The organism is Ochrobactrum sp. RH2CCR150, assembly GCA_014138095.1.
Lineage (GTDB): Bacteria > Pseudomonadota > Alphaproteobacteria > Rhizobiales > Rhizobiaceae > Brucella > Brucella gambitense.
Genome location: JACGXE010000005.1, coordinates 250,150 through 268,163 on the forward strand (window position 1 = coordinate 250,150; position 18,014 = coordinate 268,163).

An 18,014-nucleotide genomic window follows, 5' to 3' on the forward strand; every position below is an offset into this window, starting at 1 on the left:
GGGTACGCAACGAAATTTGGATTTGATTGCCATGAAACTGAAGGAAATCGCTCTTTTTACGGAACTGGCCTCCGGCACCGACGGTGAGGTGGAAATCACGGGCGTGACCTCGGATTCCCGCAAGGTCGAACGCGGTTTTCTCTTCGCCGCGCTGAAAGGCGTGAAGGCGGATGGAGCAGCATTTGCTGCGGATGCAATCAAGCGCGGCGCAGCCGCCGTGATCGCGGCCAAGGATGCAACCATCGACAATGCGAGCGTTCCGGTTCTGCATGTGGACGATCCGCGTCACGCGCTGGCCACCGCTGCGGCACAGTTCTATGGCAAGCAGCCCGAGATGATGGTTGCCGTCACTGGCACCAGCGGCAAAACTTCCGTTGCTTCCTTCACGCGTCAGATCTGGGCCTATGCAGGTTTTCCTGCTGCCAATATCGGCACCACGGGCGTGTTTTCGCCGACCCGCAGCGACTATAATTCATTGACGACACCCGATCCGGTGGAGCTTCAGCGCGTTCTGGCCGAACTGGCCGACGAGGGCGTGACCCATGCCGCAATGGAAGCCTCGTCGCACGGGCTTGATCAGCGTCGTCTCGACGGCGTGAAACTGTCTGCTGGCGCCTTCACCAATCTCGGTCGTGATCACATGGATTATCACGCGACCATTGAAGAATATCTTGGCGCGAAGATGCGCCTGTTTGATACGCTGCTGCCGAAGGGCGCGCCTGCGATCATCTTTTCCGATGATCATTTCTCGCAACAGGCTATCGATGCGGCGACCGCTGCCGGTTGTGATGTGAAGACCGTTGGCCGCAAGGGCAATTTCATCAATCTGAAGCGCGTTGAGCATGAGCGTTTCCGCCAGCATGTCGAAGTGCGCATCGGCGACGAAATCTTCGAAATCGAGCTGCCGCTGGCCGGTGATTTTCAGGTGGCGAATGCGCTGGTTGCCGCTGGTCTCGCCATGGTTACGGGCGTGCCTGCCGCCGCCGCCATGCGCGCGCTGGAACGCCTGAAGGGCGCGCCGGGTCGTCTCGATCTGGTGGGCGCGACTGAAGATGGCGCCCCTGCCTATGTCGATTATGCACATAAGCCGGAAGCGCTTGAAAATGTTCTGACTTCTGTTCGTCCGTTCACCACCGGTCGCGTGATCGTCGTGTTCGGCTGTGGCGGTGATCGCGACAAGGGCAAGCGCCCGATCATGGGCGAAATCGCCTCGCGTCTTGCCGATGTGGTGATCGTCACCGACGACAATCCACGTTCGGAAGTTCCGGCGCAAATCCGCTCGGAAATCATGGCTGCGGCGACTGGCGCGACTGAAATTGGTGATCGTCGCGAAGCGATCTTCACTGCTGTGTCCATGATGATGCCGGGCGACACGCTGGTGGTTGCGGGCAAGGGACATGAGGAAGGCCAGATTGTCGGCAGCATTACCCTGCCATTCTCCGATCATGCGGAAGTTGCAGCCGCACTGGCCGCCCGTCTTGAGGAGCGTCAGGGATGAAAGACTGGCTGTGGTCATCGGCTGATATGGTTGACGCCATGGGAGGCAGGCCTTTCGGCAAGCTCCCTAAAGGCATCACCGGCATTTCCATCGACAGCCGCACGCTGAAACCCGGCGAGGCGTTCTTCGCGATCAAGGGCGACCTGTTCGACGGCCACGACTTTGCCACCGCTGCAATGGCGGCGGGTGCCGGGCTTCTGGTGGTGGCCGAGCATCGCCTGCCTGCTTTCGGTAATCTCAAAGTGCCGATGATCGTCGTGGAAGATGTGCTTGAAGCGCTGACCAAGCTGGGCATCGCATCGCGTGCGCGCTCGAAGGCGCAGATCATTGCGGTGACAGGTTCAGTCGGCAAGACGACGACCAAGGAAGCGCTGCGCCATGTTCTGTCCGGCGTCGGCAAGGTCCACGCCTCGGTCGCATCCTTCAACAACCATTGGGGCGTGCCGCTGACGCTTGCGCGCATGCCAGCGGATACCGATTACGGCGTGTTCGAAATCGGCATGAACCATCATGACGAAATTCGTCCGCTGGTGAAGATGGTGCGTCCGCATGTGGCTCTGATCACGCTGATCGCGCCTGCGCATCTTGGCCATTTCGCCAATCTGGAGGAAATCGCGGTCGCCAAGGCCGAGATTTTCGAAGGCATTGTTCCGGGCGGCTATGCGCTTTTGAACCGTGACGACAAGCGTTTCAAGCAACTGGAAGAACTGGCGGAAAAAGCTGGCGTCGAGCACATTCCGACATTCGGCGAAAATCCGCGCTCCGAGTATCGCCTGCGCGAAGTCAAGCTGCACCCGACATGCTCCTGCATGACGGTCAAGATCGGCAATCACGAAGCCGTCGTAAAGGTCAGCATACCGGGCCGTCACATTGTGCAGAACATGCTGGCGGTTCTTGGCGCTTGCGACCTCGTCGGTGCTGATCTCGCCAAGGTGACCATGGCCATGGCGACCCTTTCGGCAGAAGGCGGGCGCGGCGCGCAGCATGTGCTGCAACATCCCGATGGTGGCACGTTCACGCTGATCGACGAAAGCTACAATGCCAATCCGACTTCCATGCGTGCGGCGCTGGCATTGCTCCAGTCGTCCAAGCCGGAAGGTCCGAAAGGACGACGCATTGCCGTTCTTGGCGACATGCTGGAACTCGGTCGCCAGTCCGGAAAGCTGCATGCCGACCTCGCACGTCCGATCGTGGATGCCGAAGTGAGTTCACTTTTTATCGGCGGCCCTGAAATGTCGGTGCTTAAAAACGCCTTGCCGGTTGAAATTCACACCGAATACAGGCAGAGCACCGAAGAATTACTGCCGCTGGTGATAAAGGCGGTCCGTCCTGGCGATGTCGTTATGGTGAAATCGTCCAAGGGAATCGGCTTCTCCAAAATCGTCAAGGCTTTCACTAACCAGTTTCCGCCGGTTGAACCGGCGGAATAGGCGATGGTCGAGGGAATTTTCTCCACATGCTGATGCTTCTCACCTTCTTCGCTGAACACATGACACCGCTCAACGTGTTCCGCTACATCACCTTCCGCACCGGCGGCGCAATGATTACGTCGGCGCTGATCGTGTTCCTGTTCGGCCCGACGATCATCAATTCGTTGCGCGTCCGTCAGGGGAAGGGGCAGCCGATCCGCGCGGACGGCCCGCAGACCCATTTCAAGAAAGCCGGTACGCCCACCATGGGCGGTCTGATGATTATGACCGGCATTCTCATTTCGTGCATGCTGTGGGCCAATCTCGCCAGCGTCTATGTGTGGGTTGTGCTGCTGGTCACGGTGGGCTTCGGCGCTATCGGCTTCTATGACGATTATCTCAAGGTGACGAAGCAGTCCGACAAGGGCTTTTCCGGCAAGGCGCGCCTGGGCATTGAATTCCTGATCGCAGCGATTGCCGCCTTCGTCATCATGCGCGCAGGGCAGGAGCCTTTCTCCTCCTCGCTGACGTTTCCATTCGCCAAGCAGTTTGTCATCAATCTGAGCTGGTTCTTCATCCCGTTCGCTGCCTTCGTGATGGTTGGCGCGGGCAATGCCGTGAACTTGACGGACGGTCTCGACGGTCTGGCCATCGTGCCGGTCATGGTTGCCGCAGCTTCCTTCGGCTTCATCGCCTATCTTTCCGGTAATGCGATCTTCGCAGATTATCTGCAAATTCATTTCGTGCCGGGCACAGGTGAACTCGCCGTGGTGCTGGGCGCAGTGATCGGTGCAGGCCTTGGCTTCCTGTGGTTCAATGCGCCGCCTGCCGCTATCTTCATGGGCGACACCGGTTCGCTGGCACTGGGCGGCATGCTCGGCACCGTGGCCGTTGCGACCAAGCATGAAATCGTGCTCGCCATCATCGGCGGTCTGTTCGTGATGGAGGCGCTTTCGGTGATCATTCAGGTTGGCTCGTTCAAGCTGACCGGCAAGCGCGTCTTCCTGATGGCGCCAATCCACCACCATTTTGAAAAGAAGGGCTGGACCGAGAGTCAGGTTGTGATCCGTTTCTGGATCATCGCCATCATTCTCGCGATGATCGGCCTTTCCACCCTCAAGCTCAGATAACAACAAGACCAGTATCGACAGGCAAGAAGAATGATCCCGATCACCGCCCTTAAAGACAAGACTGTCGCCCTCTTCGGATTGGGCGGGTCGGGCATCGCCACGGCCAAGGCCATTGTGGCCGGGGGGGCGAAGATCATTGCCTGGGACGATAATCCCGACAGTGTGGCCCGCGCACAAGGCGCAGGCATTGCAACAGGCGATCTGAGGCAGGCGGACTGGTCACAGTTCGCTGCCTTTGTGCTTTCGCCCGGTGTTCCGCTGACCCATCCGAAGCCCCATTGGACGGTCGATCTTGCTCATGCCGCAGGCGTCGAGATTATCGGCGACGTGGAACTGTTCGTGCGCGAGCGCAATCATATCGCACCCGATTGCCCGTTCATCGCCATTACCGGCACTAACGGCAAATCGACCACCACGGCGCTGATCGCCCATATCATCAAGGCGTCTGGTCGTGACATGCAGCTTGGCGGCAATATCGGCACGGCAATCCTGACGCTGGACCCGCCTGCGGCCAACCGCTTCTATGTGGTTGAATGCTCGTCCTATCAGATCGATCTGGCGCCATCGCTGAACCCGACTGCCGGAATTCTGCTGAACCTGACGCCGGATCACCTCGACCGTCACGGCACGATGGAAAACTATGCGGCCATCAAGGCGCGGCTGGTTGCGGCCAGCGGCACGGCGATTATCGGCGTTGACGATCTTTATTGCACGGCGATTGCCGAAAATCTGGCGGCGAACGGCGTCAATGTCGCGCGGATTTCCAAGGAAAAGCACCTCGACAGCGGTTATTTTGCCGACAGGTCGACCCTGATGCATGCTGAGGCAGGCAAGGTTGAGGAACTGGCCTCGCTGGCCGGGATCGGTTCGCTGCGCGGCGCGCATAATGCGCAGAACGCACTTGCAGCTGTGGCGGCCTGTCTTGCGGTTGGCCTGTCGCTCGATGAAATTCGCGCTGGACTGAAAAGCTTTCCGGGGCTGGCGCACCGCATGGAGCAGGTGGCGCGGCGCGGCAAGGTGCTGTTCGTCAACGATTCCAAGGCGACCAATGCCGAAGCGACCGCTCCGGCGCTCTCGTCCTTTTCGAATAACATCTACTGGATCGCTGGCGGCGTGCCGAAAGCGGGCGGTATCGAGTCTCTCGGCGGGTTTTTCCCGCGCATTGCGAAAGCCTATCTGATCGGCGAGGCCGCAGCGCAGTTTGCCGCGACGCTCGGTGACAGCGTGCCGTTCGAGATTTCGGATACGCTGGCCGTGGCCGTGGACCATGCCGCGCGCGATGCGGGCAATGATGCAGCGCCGGAACCGGTTGTGCTGCTCTCGCCAGCCTGCGCCAGCTTCGATCAATTTCAGAATTTTGAAAAACGCGGCGATGCCTTCCGCAGCGCCGTATTGGCACTTCCCGGTATAATGCCAATTGGAGGAGAAAGCTGATGGTAAGCCGTGTCGATCGCGGTCCTGTTGCCAACTGGTGGTGGACAATAGACCGCTTCTTTCTCGTAGCCTGTCTGGCCCTGATGGGGCTTGGCATTCTCTTGTCCTTTGCGGCAAGCCCGGCTGTGGCTTCGCGTATCGGTCTCGACAGCTTCCATTTTGTGGAGCGCCAGACCGTCTTCATGATACCGGCCGTCATCGTCATGATCGGTGTGTCGTTCTTTTCGCCTCGGCAGATCAGGCGTTTCGCGCTGATCCTGCTTGCCGTTTCCATGGTGCTGATGGTTGCGGCTCTCTTCTTCGGTATTGAAGTGAAGGGCGCGCGCCGCTGGGTCAATCTGGCCGGTATCTCCATCCAGCCGTCCGAGTTCATGAAGCCCGCCTTTGTGGTCGTCTGCGCATGGCTTTTCTCCGAGCGCGAACGCGGCGGCGACATGCCAGGTTATTTCCTTGCCATGATGCTGTTTTGTGCCGTTGCGGGTCTCTTGGTACTGCAGCCCGATCTTGGCCAGACCATGCTGACCACCGGTACATGGGGTGCGATGTTCTTCCTCGCTGGCCTGCCGATGTTCTGGATTCTGGTTCTCGGCGGGCTCGCCGTCTGCGGTGGTTTCGGCGCTTATTTCGTGTTCGACCACGTGGCCGGTCGTATCAACCGCTTCATGACGGGCGAGGGCGATACGTTCCAGGTCGATGCCGGGCGCGAAGCCATTCTGCGTGGCGGCTGGTTCGGGCAGGGGCCCGGCGAAGGCACTGTCAAGCGCATCATTCCCGATAGCCACACCGACTTCATCTTCTCCGTGGCTGCGGAAGAATATGGCATCATCCTGTGCATGATCATCATGTTCCTGTTTGCCTTCATCGTGGTGCGCGGACTTTCGATCGCGCTCAAGGAACGCGATGCGTTTACGCGTCTCGCTGTGTCGGGCATCGTGATCCTGTTCGGCTTCCAGTCGATCATCAACATGGCGGTGAACCTGCACCTGATGCCCGCAAAGGGCATGACGCTGCCGTTCATTTCCTATGGCGGTTCGTCGCTGGTGGCGATTGCCATCACCATGGGCATCCTGCTGGCGCTCACCCGTCGCCGTCCGGAAGCGCGCATGACGCATACGGTCGGGCACATTGGTTCAAGTCGAGGCGAGCGCATTCCTGCGCTGTGAGGGGCTGATGGGTAAAGGTGTTATCGTATTGGCCGCCGGGGGAACGGGCGGCCATCTTTTTCCGGCGGAAGCGCTGGCGCATGAATTGAAGTCACGCGGCTGGGACGTGCATCTGGCGACCGACGCCCGTGCGCAGCGTTTTGCCGGCGCTTTCGATGAAAGCCATGTGCATGTGATCCGTTCCGCGACCATTGCGGGCCGCAATCCGATTGCGCTTCTCAAGACGTTCTGGTCGCTGTGGCAGGGTAATCTCGACTCGCGCAAATTGTTCCGCCGCCTGAAGCCGCAGCTTGTCGCCGGTTTCGGAGGCTATCCGACCTTGCCGCCGCTTTATGCGGCCAGCAACATGCATATCCCGACGCTGGTGCATGAACAGAACGCCGTGATGGGCCGCGCCAACAAAGGCCTTGCCGGGCGCGTCAAGGCGATTGCAGGCGGCTTTCTGCCGGAAACAGGCGGTGCCTTTGCCGACAAGACAGTGACGACCGGCAATCCGGTGCGCCCGCCTGTGCTGGCGGCAGCCGCCACTCCTTACAAGCCCGCAAAGCCGGATGAGCGTTTCCGTCTTTTGGTTTTCGGCGGCAGTCAGGGTGCGCAGTTCTTCTCGAATGCGATACCGGCTGCTGTTGCTCTGTTGCCCGCAAAGGAACGTGCGCGACTTCTGATCACCCAGCAGGCGCGCAAGGAAGACGAAGCTTCCGTGCGCGAGGCCTACAAGAAGCTTGGCATTCCAGCCGATGTGGCCCCGTTCTTCAACGATATGCCCGCACGCATGGCGGATGCGCATTTCGTGATTTCGCGCTCCGGCGCATCGACCGTTTCGGAAATCACCGTGATTGGTCGTCCGGCCATTCTGGTGCCGTTCCCCCATGCGCTCGATCACGATCAGGCGGCCAATGCTGCTGCACTCGCCAGCGCTGGCGGCGGCGAGGTTGTGCGACAGGCGGACCTTTCCCCCGAACGCCTTGCGCAAATCCTGCAATCGGCGATGAATGAGCCCGAAAGGCTCGAAAATCAGGCAAAAGCTGCAAAAAGCGTCGGTAAGCCGAATGCTGCGCGGTTGCTTGCCGATCTGGCAGAGGCTATTGCAGCAGGAAAATCTGTCCAGGAATTCAAAGAAGGAACTCGGCCATGAAAATGCCGCTGAACATCGGGCTCGTCCATTTCATCGGAATTGGCGGCATCGGCATGAGTGGTATCGCCGAGGTGCTGCATAATCTCGGTTACAAGGTTCAGGGCTCGGATCAGTCGGACAGCGCCAATGTGCAGCGTCTGCGCGAGAAGGGCATTGAGGTCTTCGTTGGTCACAAGGCTGAAAATCTCGGCGACGCGGAAGTCATCGTTGTTTCGACCGCAATCAAGAAGACCAACCCGGAATTGGCTGCTGCACGTGAAAAGCTTCTGCCCATCGTGCGCCGCGCTGAAATGCTGGCCGAGCTGATGCGCTTCCGTCGTGCGGTCGCCATTGGCGGCACGCATGGCAAGACGACCACCACGTCGATGGTGGCGGCGCTGCTTGATGCAGGCCATCTCGATCCAACCGTCATCAATGGCGGCATCATCAACGCCTATGGCACCAATGCCCGCATGGGTGACGGCGACTGGATGGTGGTGGAGGCCGACGAAAGCGACGGCACCTTCCTCAAGCTGCCCGCCGATATTGCGGTTGTAACCAATATCGATCCGGAACATCTCGACCATTACGGCAATTTCGACAATGTGCGTGCCGCTTTCGCGCAGTTCGTGGAGAATGTGCCGTTCTACGGTTTTGGCGTCATGTGCCTCGATCATCCGGAAGTGCAGGCGCTCGTCAGCCGTATCGAAGACCGCCGCATCATCACTTATGGTCAGAACCCGCAGGCCGAAGTGCGCTTCGTCAATCAGCGCATGGAAGGTGCGGCGAACCTGTTCGACGTGGTCATCCGTTCGCGTAAGGGCGAGACAGTTGAAATCAAGGATCTGCGCCTGCCGATGCCTGGCCAGCACAACGTTTCCAACGCAACGGCTGCCATCGCGGTCGCGCATGAACTGGGCATATCCGCCGACGATATCCGTCGCGGCCTCGGCTCATTCGGTGGCGTGAAGCGCCGCTTCACCCATACGGGTACGTGGAACGGCGTCGAGATTTTCGACGATTACGGACATCACCCGGTGGAAATCCGCGCAGTGCTGAAAGCCGCACGCGAAGCCACAAGCCAGGCGGGCGGTCGTGTGATCGCCATCGTGCAGCCGCATCGCTATACGCGCCTGCACAGCCTGTTCGACGAATTTGCTGCATGCTTCAACGATGCCGACACCGTCATCGTCACGCCGGTCTATACGGCCGGTGAAGACCCCATCGAAGGCGTGAACTCCGAAACGCTGGTCAGCCGCATCAAGACTGCGGGCCATCGCGATGCGCGTTATGCCAGCGGACCGGAAGCTTTGGCCCCGCTCGTTGCTTCTATCGCGCAGCCGGGCGACTTCGTGGTCTGTCTCGGTGCGGGCAACATCACGCAATGGGCCTATGCGCTGCCCAAAGAACTCGCCGAACAGGGTAAGAAGTAATGGACTATCACCCGATGGAAAGCGGCGAGACGCTTCTCAAGAAGCTCGACGGCAAGCTGTCGGGCCTGCGCGGGCGTCTGACGCCCGATACGGGCATGGACAAGATCACCTGGTTCCGTGCCGGTGGCCCGGCACAGGTTCTTTTCCAGCCTGCCGATGAGGAAGACCTGTCGAATTTCCTGAAGGCTGTGCCGGAAGAAATACCGATCCTCGTGGTCGGTATCGGTTCCAATCTGCTCGTCCGCGATGGCGGCGTGCCTGGCTTTGTTGTCAGGCTCTCCGCAAAGGGCTTTGGCGAGGTGGAGCGCGTCTCCGAGACGCAGCTCAGAGCAGGCACAGCGACGCCAGACAAGCGCGTGGCTGCGGCGGCGCTCGAAGCAGGCCTTTCGGGCTTCCATTTCTACCACGGCATTCCTGGTGGCATTGGCGGGGCGTTGCGCATGAATGCGGGCGCAAATGGCGTGGAAACACGCGAGCGCGTTATGGAAGTGCGGGCGCTTGACCGCAAGGGCGAGCTGCATGTGCTTTCCAACGCTGATATGGGCTATGCCTATCGCCATTCTTCGGCATCGCCGGAGCTGATATTCACCTCGGCGCTGTTCGAGGGCGTTCCGGGTGACCGCGAGGATATTCAGCGCGCCATGGACGAAGTGCAGCATCACCGTGAGACGGTGCAGCCTGTGCGCGAAAAGACCGGCGGCTCAACTTTCAAGAACCCCGAGGGCACATCTGCCTGGAAGGAAATCGACAAGGCTGGCTGTCGTGGATTGCGCGTCGGCGGTGCCCAGATGTCGGAGATGCACTGCAATTTTATGATCAATACTGGCACCGCGACCGGGCATGATCTGGAGACTTTGGGCGAGACAGTTCGCGCAAAAGTTTTCGAGAACTCGGGGATTCGCCTCCATTGGGAGATCAAGCGTCTCGGTTTGTTCCGCGACGGCGAGCGCGTAGAAGAGTTTCTCGGCAAAGTTTAATAAAAAAATTGCCCGGATTTTCTGCCTGAAATTCCGGGCTTTTTTGCCTTCGCAAGCGACGCGTAAGGTTCGTCCCTTTTGATAGGGTCTTGTCACGGAATCAATCCTCTGATTCTTTATGGTTAACCACACAGTGATTTGATTCGGCAGGATTTTCCTGCCGTGGACGTCTGCGGCCCGCGCCGCTGGGCTACTCGGACTCTGTTCTTGATTCACCGCGCAGGGGATTGCGCAGAGGGGATGCTTAACATGACGGGAAAACACGTCGCCGTTTTGATGGGTGGATTCTCCTCCGAGCGTCCTGTCAGCCTGTCGTCTGGCGCGGCCTGTTCAAAGACCCTCGAAGAGTGCGGTTACCGCGTGACCCGCATCGATGTGGATCGCAATGTCGCGAGTGTTCTTGCCGAGCTGAATCCTGATGTCGCCTTCAATGCGCTGCACGGTCCGTTCGGTGAGGATGGCGCCATTCAGGGCATCCTCGAATATCTCCAGATTCCCTACACGCATTCAGGCGTTCTGGCTTCAGCGCTCGCCATGGACAAGGATCGCGCCAAGAAGGTTGCTGCGGCTGCTGGTGTGGCTGTGGCCCCGTCGCGTCTGATGAACCGTTTCGACATTGGTTCCGAGCATCCGATGGAGCCGCCTTATGTTGTCAAGCCGGTGCGTGAAGGCTCCAGCTTCGGCGTCGTGATCGTCAAGGAAGACCAGACCCATCCGCCGCAAATCATCGGCTCCGCCGACTGGAAATATGGCGACGAAGTTCTGGTCGAAAGCTACATCGCCGGGCGCGAATTGACCTGCGCCGTGATGGGTGATCGCGCCATGGATGTCTGCGAGATCGTTCCGGTCGGTCATCAGTTCTACGATTATGATTCAAAATATGTTGCAGGCGCATCAACTCACGTGTGTCCGGCAAAAATTTTACCAAATATTTACCAAAAAATACAAACAATGGCCCTTACGGCGCATCGGGCAATCGGGTGTCGGGGCGTAAGCCGGTCGGACTTCCGTTTCGATGATCGTTTTTCAGAAGAAGGCGAAGTTATCTGGTTGGAAGTTAACACCCAACCGGGAATGACCCCCACATCGCTCGTGCCTGATATCGCCAAAGCGGCTGGTATCTCTTTCGGTGAATTGTTGAGTTGGATGGTGGAGGACGCGTCTTGTTTGCGTTGAACGGCAAAAATGATGGATATAGGCGCTCGGGCGCGATGCGAGACGCATCGGCGATGAATGTCACATTCGTCCTGCCGCGCTTTCTGCGCAAGCCGTTTCGCTTCGCCGTACGTCTGTTTCAGGGCAATGTCAGCATTCCTCGTCACGCTGGCACCATTGGCATGCTGGGTTTCCTCGGTGCTACCGGCCTTTACGGCATGGTCGTCGGTAATCACTCCCAGGACGTGGTGAAGGCTACGGCCTCGACGCTCGGCTTTGCTATCGAGGACGTCAAGGTCGTCGGCAATCACGAAACCTCCGATATCGATATTCTGGGTCAGCTTAACCTTGATGGCGAAACATCGCTGGTTGGCTTGAGCGCTGAAGAAGCGCGCGCCTCCATCGCACAGCTGCCATGGGTTCAGAGCGCCGAAGTACGCAAGGTTTATCCGGGTACGGTTCAGGTTGCGCTGCATGAGCGTCAGGCTTTCGCCATCTGGCAGAACGACAAGGAACTGTCGCTTATCGATGCCGAAGGCGACACCATCGTTCCTTTCCGTGCAGGCCGCTACAACACACTGCCACTCGTTGTCGGTGACGGTGCAGAAAAGGTTGTTAAGGGCTTCGTTGACGAGGTCGCAAACTATCCGGCGCTGGCTGGCAAGGTTCGCGCCTATATCCGCGTCGCAGACCGTCGCTGGGACCTGCTGTTGGACAATGGCGTGCGCGTCATGCTCCCGGCAGATGATCCGCTGAAGGCTCTCGCGCAGATCCAGAAGCTCGATGAGGAAAAACATCTTCTGACCCGCGATATTATGGCGGTCGATCTCCGTCTGGATGATCGCGTCACCGTTCAGCTGACGGCAAGCGGTATGGAACAGCGCCAGAAGTTCCTGGCGGAGCGTAAGAAAGAATTGGCCCGCACGGGGAAGCGCGTATGAGTATTCTGGGCGGTAAGGGATCATCTCAAGGCGGAACTGCAGGGCGCAAGGTGCGCCTGCTCACGGTTCTGGATGTTGGCTCAAGCAAGGTGTCCTGCGTGATCGCAAGGCTGCGTCCGCATGAAGGCGGCGCGCTTCTGCCGGGCCGCACGCACCGCATGGAAGTGCTCGGCATCGGCCATCAGCGTTCGCGTGGCGTGAAGTCCGGCGTGATCATCGATCTCGATGCTGCCGAACAGTCCATCCGTCTCGCGGTCGATGCTGCAGAGCGCATGGCCGGTCTGACCGTCGACAGCCTGATCGTGAATATTTCCGCTGGTCGCCTCAAGAGCGAAACATTCACTGCGAGCGTCAATCTCGGCGGCCATGAAGTCGAGCAGACCGATATTCGCCGTGTTCTCGCTGCGGGCGCAAAGCAGGCTCTGGCCGCAGAACGTCACCTCGTTCATTCGCTGCCGATCGGCTATACGCTGGATGGCGAGCGCGGTGTTCGCGACCCGCAGGGCATGCTGGGCGACAGCCTCGGCGTCGATATGCATGTGCTGACGGCTGATGCCGCTCCGCTGCGCAATCTCGAGCTTTGCATCAATCGTTGCCACCTCTCGGTGGAAGCTATTGTTGCTACGCCTTATGCAAGCGGTCTGTCGGCTCTGGTCGGTGATGAAGCCGAAATGGGCGCAGCCTGCATCGATATGGGCGGCGGCACCACCACGATTTCCGTCTTTTCTGAAGGCAAATTCATTCACGCCGATGCAGTTGCCATCGGCGGCAATCACGTCACGATGGACGTGGCGCGCGGCTTCTCCACTCGCATGGACGACGCCGAACGCCTGAAGGTCATGTATGGCTCGGCGCTGCCAAGCGCTGCCGATGACCGCGATCTCATCTCCGTCTCGCCCATTGGCGACGATGAGCGTGATGTACCCAATCAATATCCGCGGTCAGTTTTGACGCGGATTATCCGTGCAAGAGTGGAAGAAACGCTGGAACTGGTTCGCGACAGGCTGAACCAGTCAGGCCTCGGACACATTGTCGGCAAGCGTGTGGTTTTGACCGGCGGCGCAAGCCAATTGCCGGGAATGCCGGAGGCAGCCAGACGAATCCTTGCAAGAAATGTACGAATCGGGCGTCCTCTAGGAATAGCGGGATTGCCTGAGGCGGCTAAGGGGGCAGCTTTTGCCGCGACCGTCGGACTTCTGATCTACCCGCAGGTGGCCGGGATAGAAGAGCGGTCGGTAAAAGCAGCTTCCTCCGGTCTAATGACCGGTACGGGTGGGCGCATTCAACGTGTCAGCCAATGGCTGAGGGAGAGTTTCTGAGTAACCGATCTTTGAGTGAACAGTCGAATTTTCCGGGACGTGACCATCTGGGTAACAACCAATCAGCACCGCAGCGGCGAAACGCGGTGACGGGCTTTAAGAGGAACAAGGACCAATGACTATCAATCTGCAAAAGCCGGACATCACCGAGCTGAAGCCCCGCATCACCGTATTCGGTGTCGGCGGTGGCGGCGGCAATGCAGTCAACAACATGATCAATGCCGGTCTTCGCGGCGTGGATTTCGTTGTGGCCAACACCGACGCGCAGGCTTTGACCATGTCGAAGTCCGATCGGATCATCCAGCTCGGCGCTGCCGTGACGGAAGGTCTGGGCGCAGGTTCCCAGCCCGAAGTCGGTCGTGCTGCTGCTGAAGAATGCATCGACGAAATCGTCGATCACCTCAATGGCACGCATATGTGCTTCGTCACCGCAGGTATGGGCGGCGGCACCGGCACCGGTGCAGCTCCGGTTGTAGCCCGCGCAGCACGTGAACGCGGTATACTGACTGTCGGCGTCGTGACCAAGCCTTTCCATTTCGAAGGCGCTCGTCGCATGAAGACGGCCGACCTCGGCATCGAAGAACTGCAGAAGAACGTCGATACGCTTATCGTCATTCCGAACCAGAACCTCTTCCGCATCGCCAACGACAAGACCACCTTCGCCGACGCTTTCGCAATGGCTGATCAGGTGCTCTATTCGGGTGTTGCCTGCATCACCGACCTGATGGTCAAGGAAGGCCTCATCAACCTCGACTTTGCTGACGTTCGCTCGGTTATGCGCGAAATGGGCAAGGCGATGATGGGCACCGGCGAAGCTTCCGGCGAAGGCCGTGCAATGGCTGCTGCCGAAGCTGCGATTGCCAACCCGCTGCTCGACGAAACGTCGATGCGTGGTGCAAAGGGCCTGCTGATCTCGATCACCGGTGGTCGCGACATGACCCTGTTCGAAGTCGACGAAGCTGCAACGCGTATCCGTGAAGAAGTCGATCCGGAAGCAAACATCATCCTCGGCGCAACCTTCGACGAAGGTCTCGAAGGCGTTATCCGCGTATCCGTGGTTGCTACCGGCATCGACAAGCAGATCGGAGATGCGGCGCCTGCGCCGCTGGAATTTCGCCAGCCAGTAAAGCAGCCGACTTCGCAGGCCAAGCCTATGGCACCGCATGGCGCTCTGCGTCCTCCGGTCGTTGAGCAGCCGCGTCAGGTCGACCCGATTGCTCAGGCAATCCAGTCTGCCGAAGTCGACATGCCGATTGCACCTGCGCCAGCCGCACCGGCTGCTTCCGCAGAGCCCGATTTCCGTCCGCAGAGCCGCATTTTCCAGGCTCCTGCACCGGAAGCCTTCGAACGTGCACCGGTCGCTCGTGCACCGATGCCCCAGGCTCAGGCAGCTCAGCCGCAGGCTTACCAGCAGCCGCAGCAGATGCATGCAGAACCGGCACCGCGCCCGGCTCCACGTATGCCCGCTGTTTCGGACTTCCCGCCGGTTGCACAGGCTGAAATCGCCGCCCGTCGCGCTCCGCAGCAGCCACAGCCTGCTCAGGAAGAGCCACGCGGCCCGATGAGCCTTCTCAAGCGCCTGACCCATGGTCTGTCGCGTCGTGAAGAAGAGCAGCCTGCAGCGCGTCTGGAGCCAGCTCAGCATCGTGAACCTGGCATGCGTCCGGCTGAACGCCGCCCGATGCAGCAGGATGGCTCGATCTACGCGCCGCGCCGTGGCCAGCTCGACGATCAGGGCCGCCCGCAGCCGCGCGCAGCTTCGGAAGACGACCAGCTCGAAATTCCGGCCTTCCTGCGCCGCCAGTCGAACTGATCGAACGCTGATGTAGAACTTCAAAAAGCCCGCCTGTTTCAGGCGGGCTTTTTGCTTTTCACGGCAAATTCTAGAGCATTTCCAGCAAAAGTGCGTAGCGGTTTTGCGTAGGATAATGCGTAGAAACAAATAGATAGAGCGGTTCCAAGATTCCGTTTTCAACGGAACCGCTCTGGAATAAAACGCGGTTTATGGTAATAGAGCGTAAGAAAGCGTGATTTTGTCACGACGAGCCGGCTCACTATTTTAAGCGTGGTCGGTTGTATCGGGGCTCACACGGGGTTGTGATTCTTTTTGTCTTCCCTGCCGCTAATTTTGCCATATCTAACGGATTAATCGCGTTTGCGAATTAGATTGTGCGATTGCGGGAGCAGGGTACGCCAGCGAGCAAGTGCGGCCTGTTTACGCTTTGAGCGTATATTCTGGATTTTGAATAGATTGGAACAGCCTTGAGCGCTTATCAGAAGACAATTGGTCGTGCGGTGACCCTCTCCGGCGTGGGCGTACATGGTGGCGCTCCGGCGTCGGCCACGTTTATTCCAGCCGATGCCGATACAGGTATTGTCTTTCAGCGCTCGGACCTGAAATCCAGCGCGCGCGAAATCCGCGCGCATGTTTCGGAGATTGGCGCGACAGACCTCTGCACGTCGCTTGGACCGAAAGAAGCGAAGATCGATACGGTCGAGCATCTGATGGCCGCTATTGCTGCACTCGGTATCGACAATCTGATTGTCGAGGTTGATGGCCCGGAAGTGCCTATTCTTGACGGCACCTCGGCGCGCTTCATCGAAGCGTTTGACGAGGCAGGCATTGTCACGCAGCAGGCCAAGCGTCGTTTCATCCGTATTCTTAAGACGGTTCGTGTGGAAGCCGGCGGCTCGTGGGGTGAGTTCCGCCCGTTCTCCGGTACACGTTTTGAAGTTGAGATCGATTTCGAATGCCCGTTGATCGGTCGTCAGAAATTTGCGGAAGACATGGACGAGGCGGTTTTCCGCAAGGAAATTTCCACTGCGCGCACCTTCGGCTTCATGAAGGACGTGGAACGTCTTTGGGCCTCCGGCCATGCGCTGGGGTCCTCGCTCGACAACTCTCTGGTCATCGGCGATGATAATTCGGTCATCAATCCGGGTGGTCTGCGCTTCAAGGATGAGTTCGTGCGTCATAAGACGCTGGATGCCGTGGGCGATCTGGCACTGGCCGGTTTGCCGTTCATTGGCTGCTTCCGCTCCTACCGCAGCGGTCATCGTCTGAATGCTGAAACGGTCAAGGCGCTTCTTGCCGACAAGAGCGCTTTCGACATCGTCGAGGCATCCGGTGTGCGTCGCAATGCAAAGAGCTCGGATTTCGTTGCGGTGAAGCCAAATATTGCTGCACCCTGGGCGCTTTAAGTAACACTTTAAGCCTTCGTCCCTTAGTCCACAATAATTTGGATGATCCCGGAGCACGGCCTTAATTGAGCCGTGTTCGGCGGGTCACCATCACGATACGAGTCGGTTGTCGTTTTGCGGCGGGCCGATGAGGGGACCAATCTTCACGGTTCACACGTTGCGAAGGAGCCGTCCGGACAGTGTTTCGGCCAAAATCTGGCGATTGAAGAGCTAGACGATTGCGCCTGCATGTGGTTTATGGACGGCCAAAACAGCCTTGGCACTGTTTAATCTTTGCCAATGTTGAATGATTTGGATGGATGAAGCACAGTTGCAATGCTACAAGCGCGCACGTTGCTTCAAACAGGAATGACGCTGCCAGAAGGCCGGAGACCGCATGACGAGTTTCAAATTCACGGGTGTGACGAAAACCGCGCTGCTGACTGGCGCTATCGCCGTTCTTATCCCGCTCGCCGGTTGTGCAAGCAAGAACGACGATATCGATCTCACCAAGTATGTTGAGACGATCGATCCTGCTGACAAGCTCTATAATGAAGGTCTGGCCAATCTGGATGCGGGTCGTCTCGATGAAGCCTCCAAGAAGTTCGCTGCCATCGACCGCCAGCATCCCTATACGGAATGGGCCCGCAAGGCGCTCGTAATGGCTGCCTTCACCAATTACCGCAAGGGTAACTACGAAGAAGCGATCAGCATGGCGAAGCGTTACAACACGCTTTACCCGACATCGCCCGAATCGGCTTACGCCTATTACATCATCGGTCTTTCCTATTTCCGTCAGATTCCGGACGTGACGCGCGATCAGGCTGCGAGCCGTCGCGCCATTGCCGCGATGCAGGAAGTGGTCGATCGCTTCCCGGATTCGGAATATACCGACGACGCGAAAGCCAAGATCCGCTTTGCCCGCGACCAGCTCGCCGGCAAGGAAATGCAGGTCGGCCGTTATTATCTGGAACGCAAGGAATATCTGGCCGCCATCAAGCGCTTCCGCGGTGTGGTCGAGGAATATTCCAACACCCGTCAGGTCGAAGAAGCTCTGGCGCGTCTGGTCGAAGCCTATTATGCGCTTGGCCTGACCTCGGAAGCCCAGATGGCCGCTTCGGTTCTCGGCAAGAACTTCCCGGATAGCCAGTGGTACAAGGACAGCTACAAGCTGCTGCAGAGCGGTGGTCTTGAGCCACGCGAAAACGGCGGTTCATGGCTGGCCAAGGCTTCGTCGCTCATCACGGGCGGCGGTTCATAA

Annotated in this window: 14 protein-coding genes; all 14 read left to right on the plus strand. The window is 58.8% G+C overall.

Going from position 1 to position 18,014, the window contains the following annotated elements:
• Nucleotides 1–25 precede the first annotated feature (25 nt).
• Nucleotides 26–1,498 carry a UDP-N-acetylmuramoyl-L-alanyl-D-glutamate--2,6-diaminopimelate ligase gene (locus FHW03_RS13200; protein ID WP_182521186.1) on the plus strand — a complete coding sequence of 491 codons (1,473 nt, stop codon included), beginning with the start codon at nucleotides 26–28 and terminating at the stop codon, nucleotides 1,496–1,498.
• On the plus strand, nucleotides 1,495–2,928 hold the full coding sequence (locus tag FHW03_RS13205) for a UDP-N-acetylmuramoylalanyl-D-glutamyl-2,6-diaminopimelate--D-alanyl-D-alanine ligase (protein WP_182521046.1): 1,434 nt from the start codon (nucleotides 1,495–1,497) through the stop codon (nucleotides 2,926–2,928). The genes FHW03_RS13200 and FHW03_RS13205 overlap by 4 nt, the downstream gene beginning before the upstream one ends.
• Nucleotides 2,929–2,954: 26 nt before the next feature.
• Entirely contained in the window at nucleotides 2,955–4,037 is a 1,083-nt protein-coding gene (mraY, locus tag FHW03_RS13210) for a phospho-N-acetylmuramoyl-pentapeptide-transferase (RefSeq protein ID WP_151589353.1), read from the plus strand.
• A gap of 30 nt (nucleotides 4,038–4,067) precedes the next feature.
• Nucleotides 4,068–5,471: a UDP-N-acetylmuramoyl-L-alanine--D-glutamate ligase gene (gene murD / locus FHW03_RS13215; RefSeq protein ID WP_182521047.1), complete on the plus strand. Its 1,404-nt coding sequence runs from the start codon at nucleotides 4,068–4,070 to the stop codon at nucleotides 5,469–5,471.
• Nucleotides 5,471–6,634, plus strand: a complete 1,164-nt coding sequence (gene ftsW / locus FHW03_RS13220) for a putative lipid II flippase FtsW (RefSeq protein WP_182521048.1) — start codon at nucleotides 5,471–5,473, stop codon at nucleotides 6,632–6,634. The genes murD and ftsW overlap by 1 nt, the downstream gene beginning before the upstream one ends.
• A gap of 7 nt (nucleotides 6,635–6,641) precedes the next feature.
• Nucleotides 6,642–7,769 (plus strand): undecaprenyldiphospho-muramoylpentapeptide beta-N-acetylglucosaminyltransferase, encoded by a 1,128-nt coding sequence (gene murG, locus FHW03_RS13225; protein ID WP_182521049.1) that lies wholly within the window; start codon nucleotides 6,642–6,644, stop codon nucleotides 7,767–7,769.
• Nucleotides 7,766–9,181: a UDP-N-acetylmuramate--L-alanine ligase gene (murC, locus tag FHW03_RS13230; protein WP_182521050.1), complete on the plus strand. Its 1,416-nt coding sequence runs from the start codon at nucleotides 7,766–7,768 to the stop codon at nucleotides 9,179–9,181. The genes murG and murC overlap by 4 nt, the downstream gene beginning before the upstream one ends.
• A gap of 14 nt (nucleotides 9,182–9,195) precedes the next feature.
• Entirely contained in the window at nucleotides 9,196–10,158 is a 963-nt protein-coding gene (gene murB / locus FHW03_RS13235; protein WP_182521187.1) for a UDP-N-acetylmuramate dehydrogenase, read from the plus strand.
• A gap of 249 nt (nucleotides 10,159–10,407) precedes the next feature.
• On the plus strand, nucleotides 10,408–11,334 hold the full coding sequence (locus FHW03_RS13240) for a D-alanine--D-alanine ligase (RefSeq protein ID WP_138786376.1): 927 nt from the start codon (nucleotides 10,408–10,410) through the stop codon (nucleotides 11,332–11,334).
• Entirely contained in the window at nucleotides 11,322–12,254 is a 933-nt protein-coding gene (locus FHW03_RS13245; protein WP_182521051.1) for a cell division protein FtsQ/DivIB, read from the plus strand. The genes FHW03_RS13240 and FHW03_RS13245 overlap by 13 nt, the downstream gene beginning before the upstream one ends.
• Nucleotides 12,251–13,573 carry a cell division protein FtsA gene (gene ftsA, locus FHW03_RS13250; protein ID WP_182521052.1) on the plus strand — a complete coding sequence of 441 codons (1,323 nt, stop codon included), beginning with the start codon at nucleotides 12,251–12,253 and terminating at the stop codon, nucleotides 13,571–13,573. The genes FHW03_RS13245 and ftsA overlap by 4 nt, the downstream gene beginning before the upstream one ends.
• Before the next feature lie 115 nt (nucleotides 13,574–13,688).
• Complete coding sequence (gene ftsZ, locus FHW03_RS13255) at nucleotides 13,689–15,386, plus strand: cell division protein FtsZ (protein ID WP_182521053.1); 1,698 nt, start codon at nucleotides 13,689–13,691, stop codon at nucleotides 15,384–15,386.
• A gap of 449 nt (nucleotides 15,387–15,835) precedes the next feature.
• On the plus strand, nucleotides 15,836–16,774 hold the full coding sequence (gene lpxC, locus FHW03_RS13260) for a UDP-3-O-acyl-N-acetylglucosamine deacetylase (RefSeq protein WP_182521054.1): 939 nt from the start codon (nucleotides 15,836–15,838) through the stop codon (nucleotides 16,772–16,774).
• A gap of 376 nt (nucleotides 16,775–17,150) precedes the next feature.
• Nucleotides 17,151–18,014, plus strand: a complete 864-nt coding sequence (locus FHW03_RS13265; protein WP_078339405.1) for an outer membrane protein assembly factor BamD — start codon at nucleotides 17,151–17,153, stop codon at nucleotides 18,012–18,014.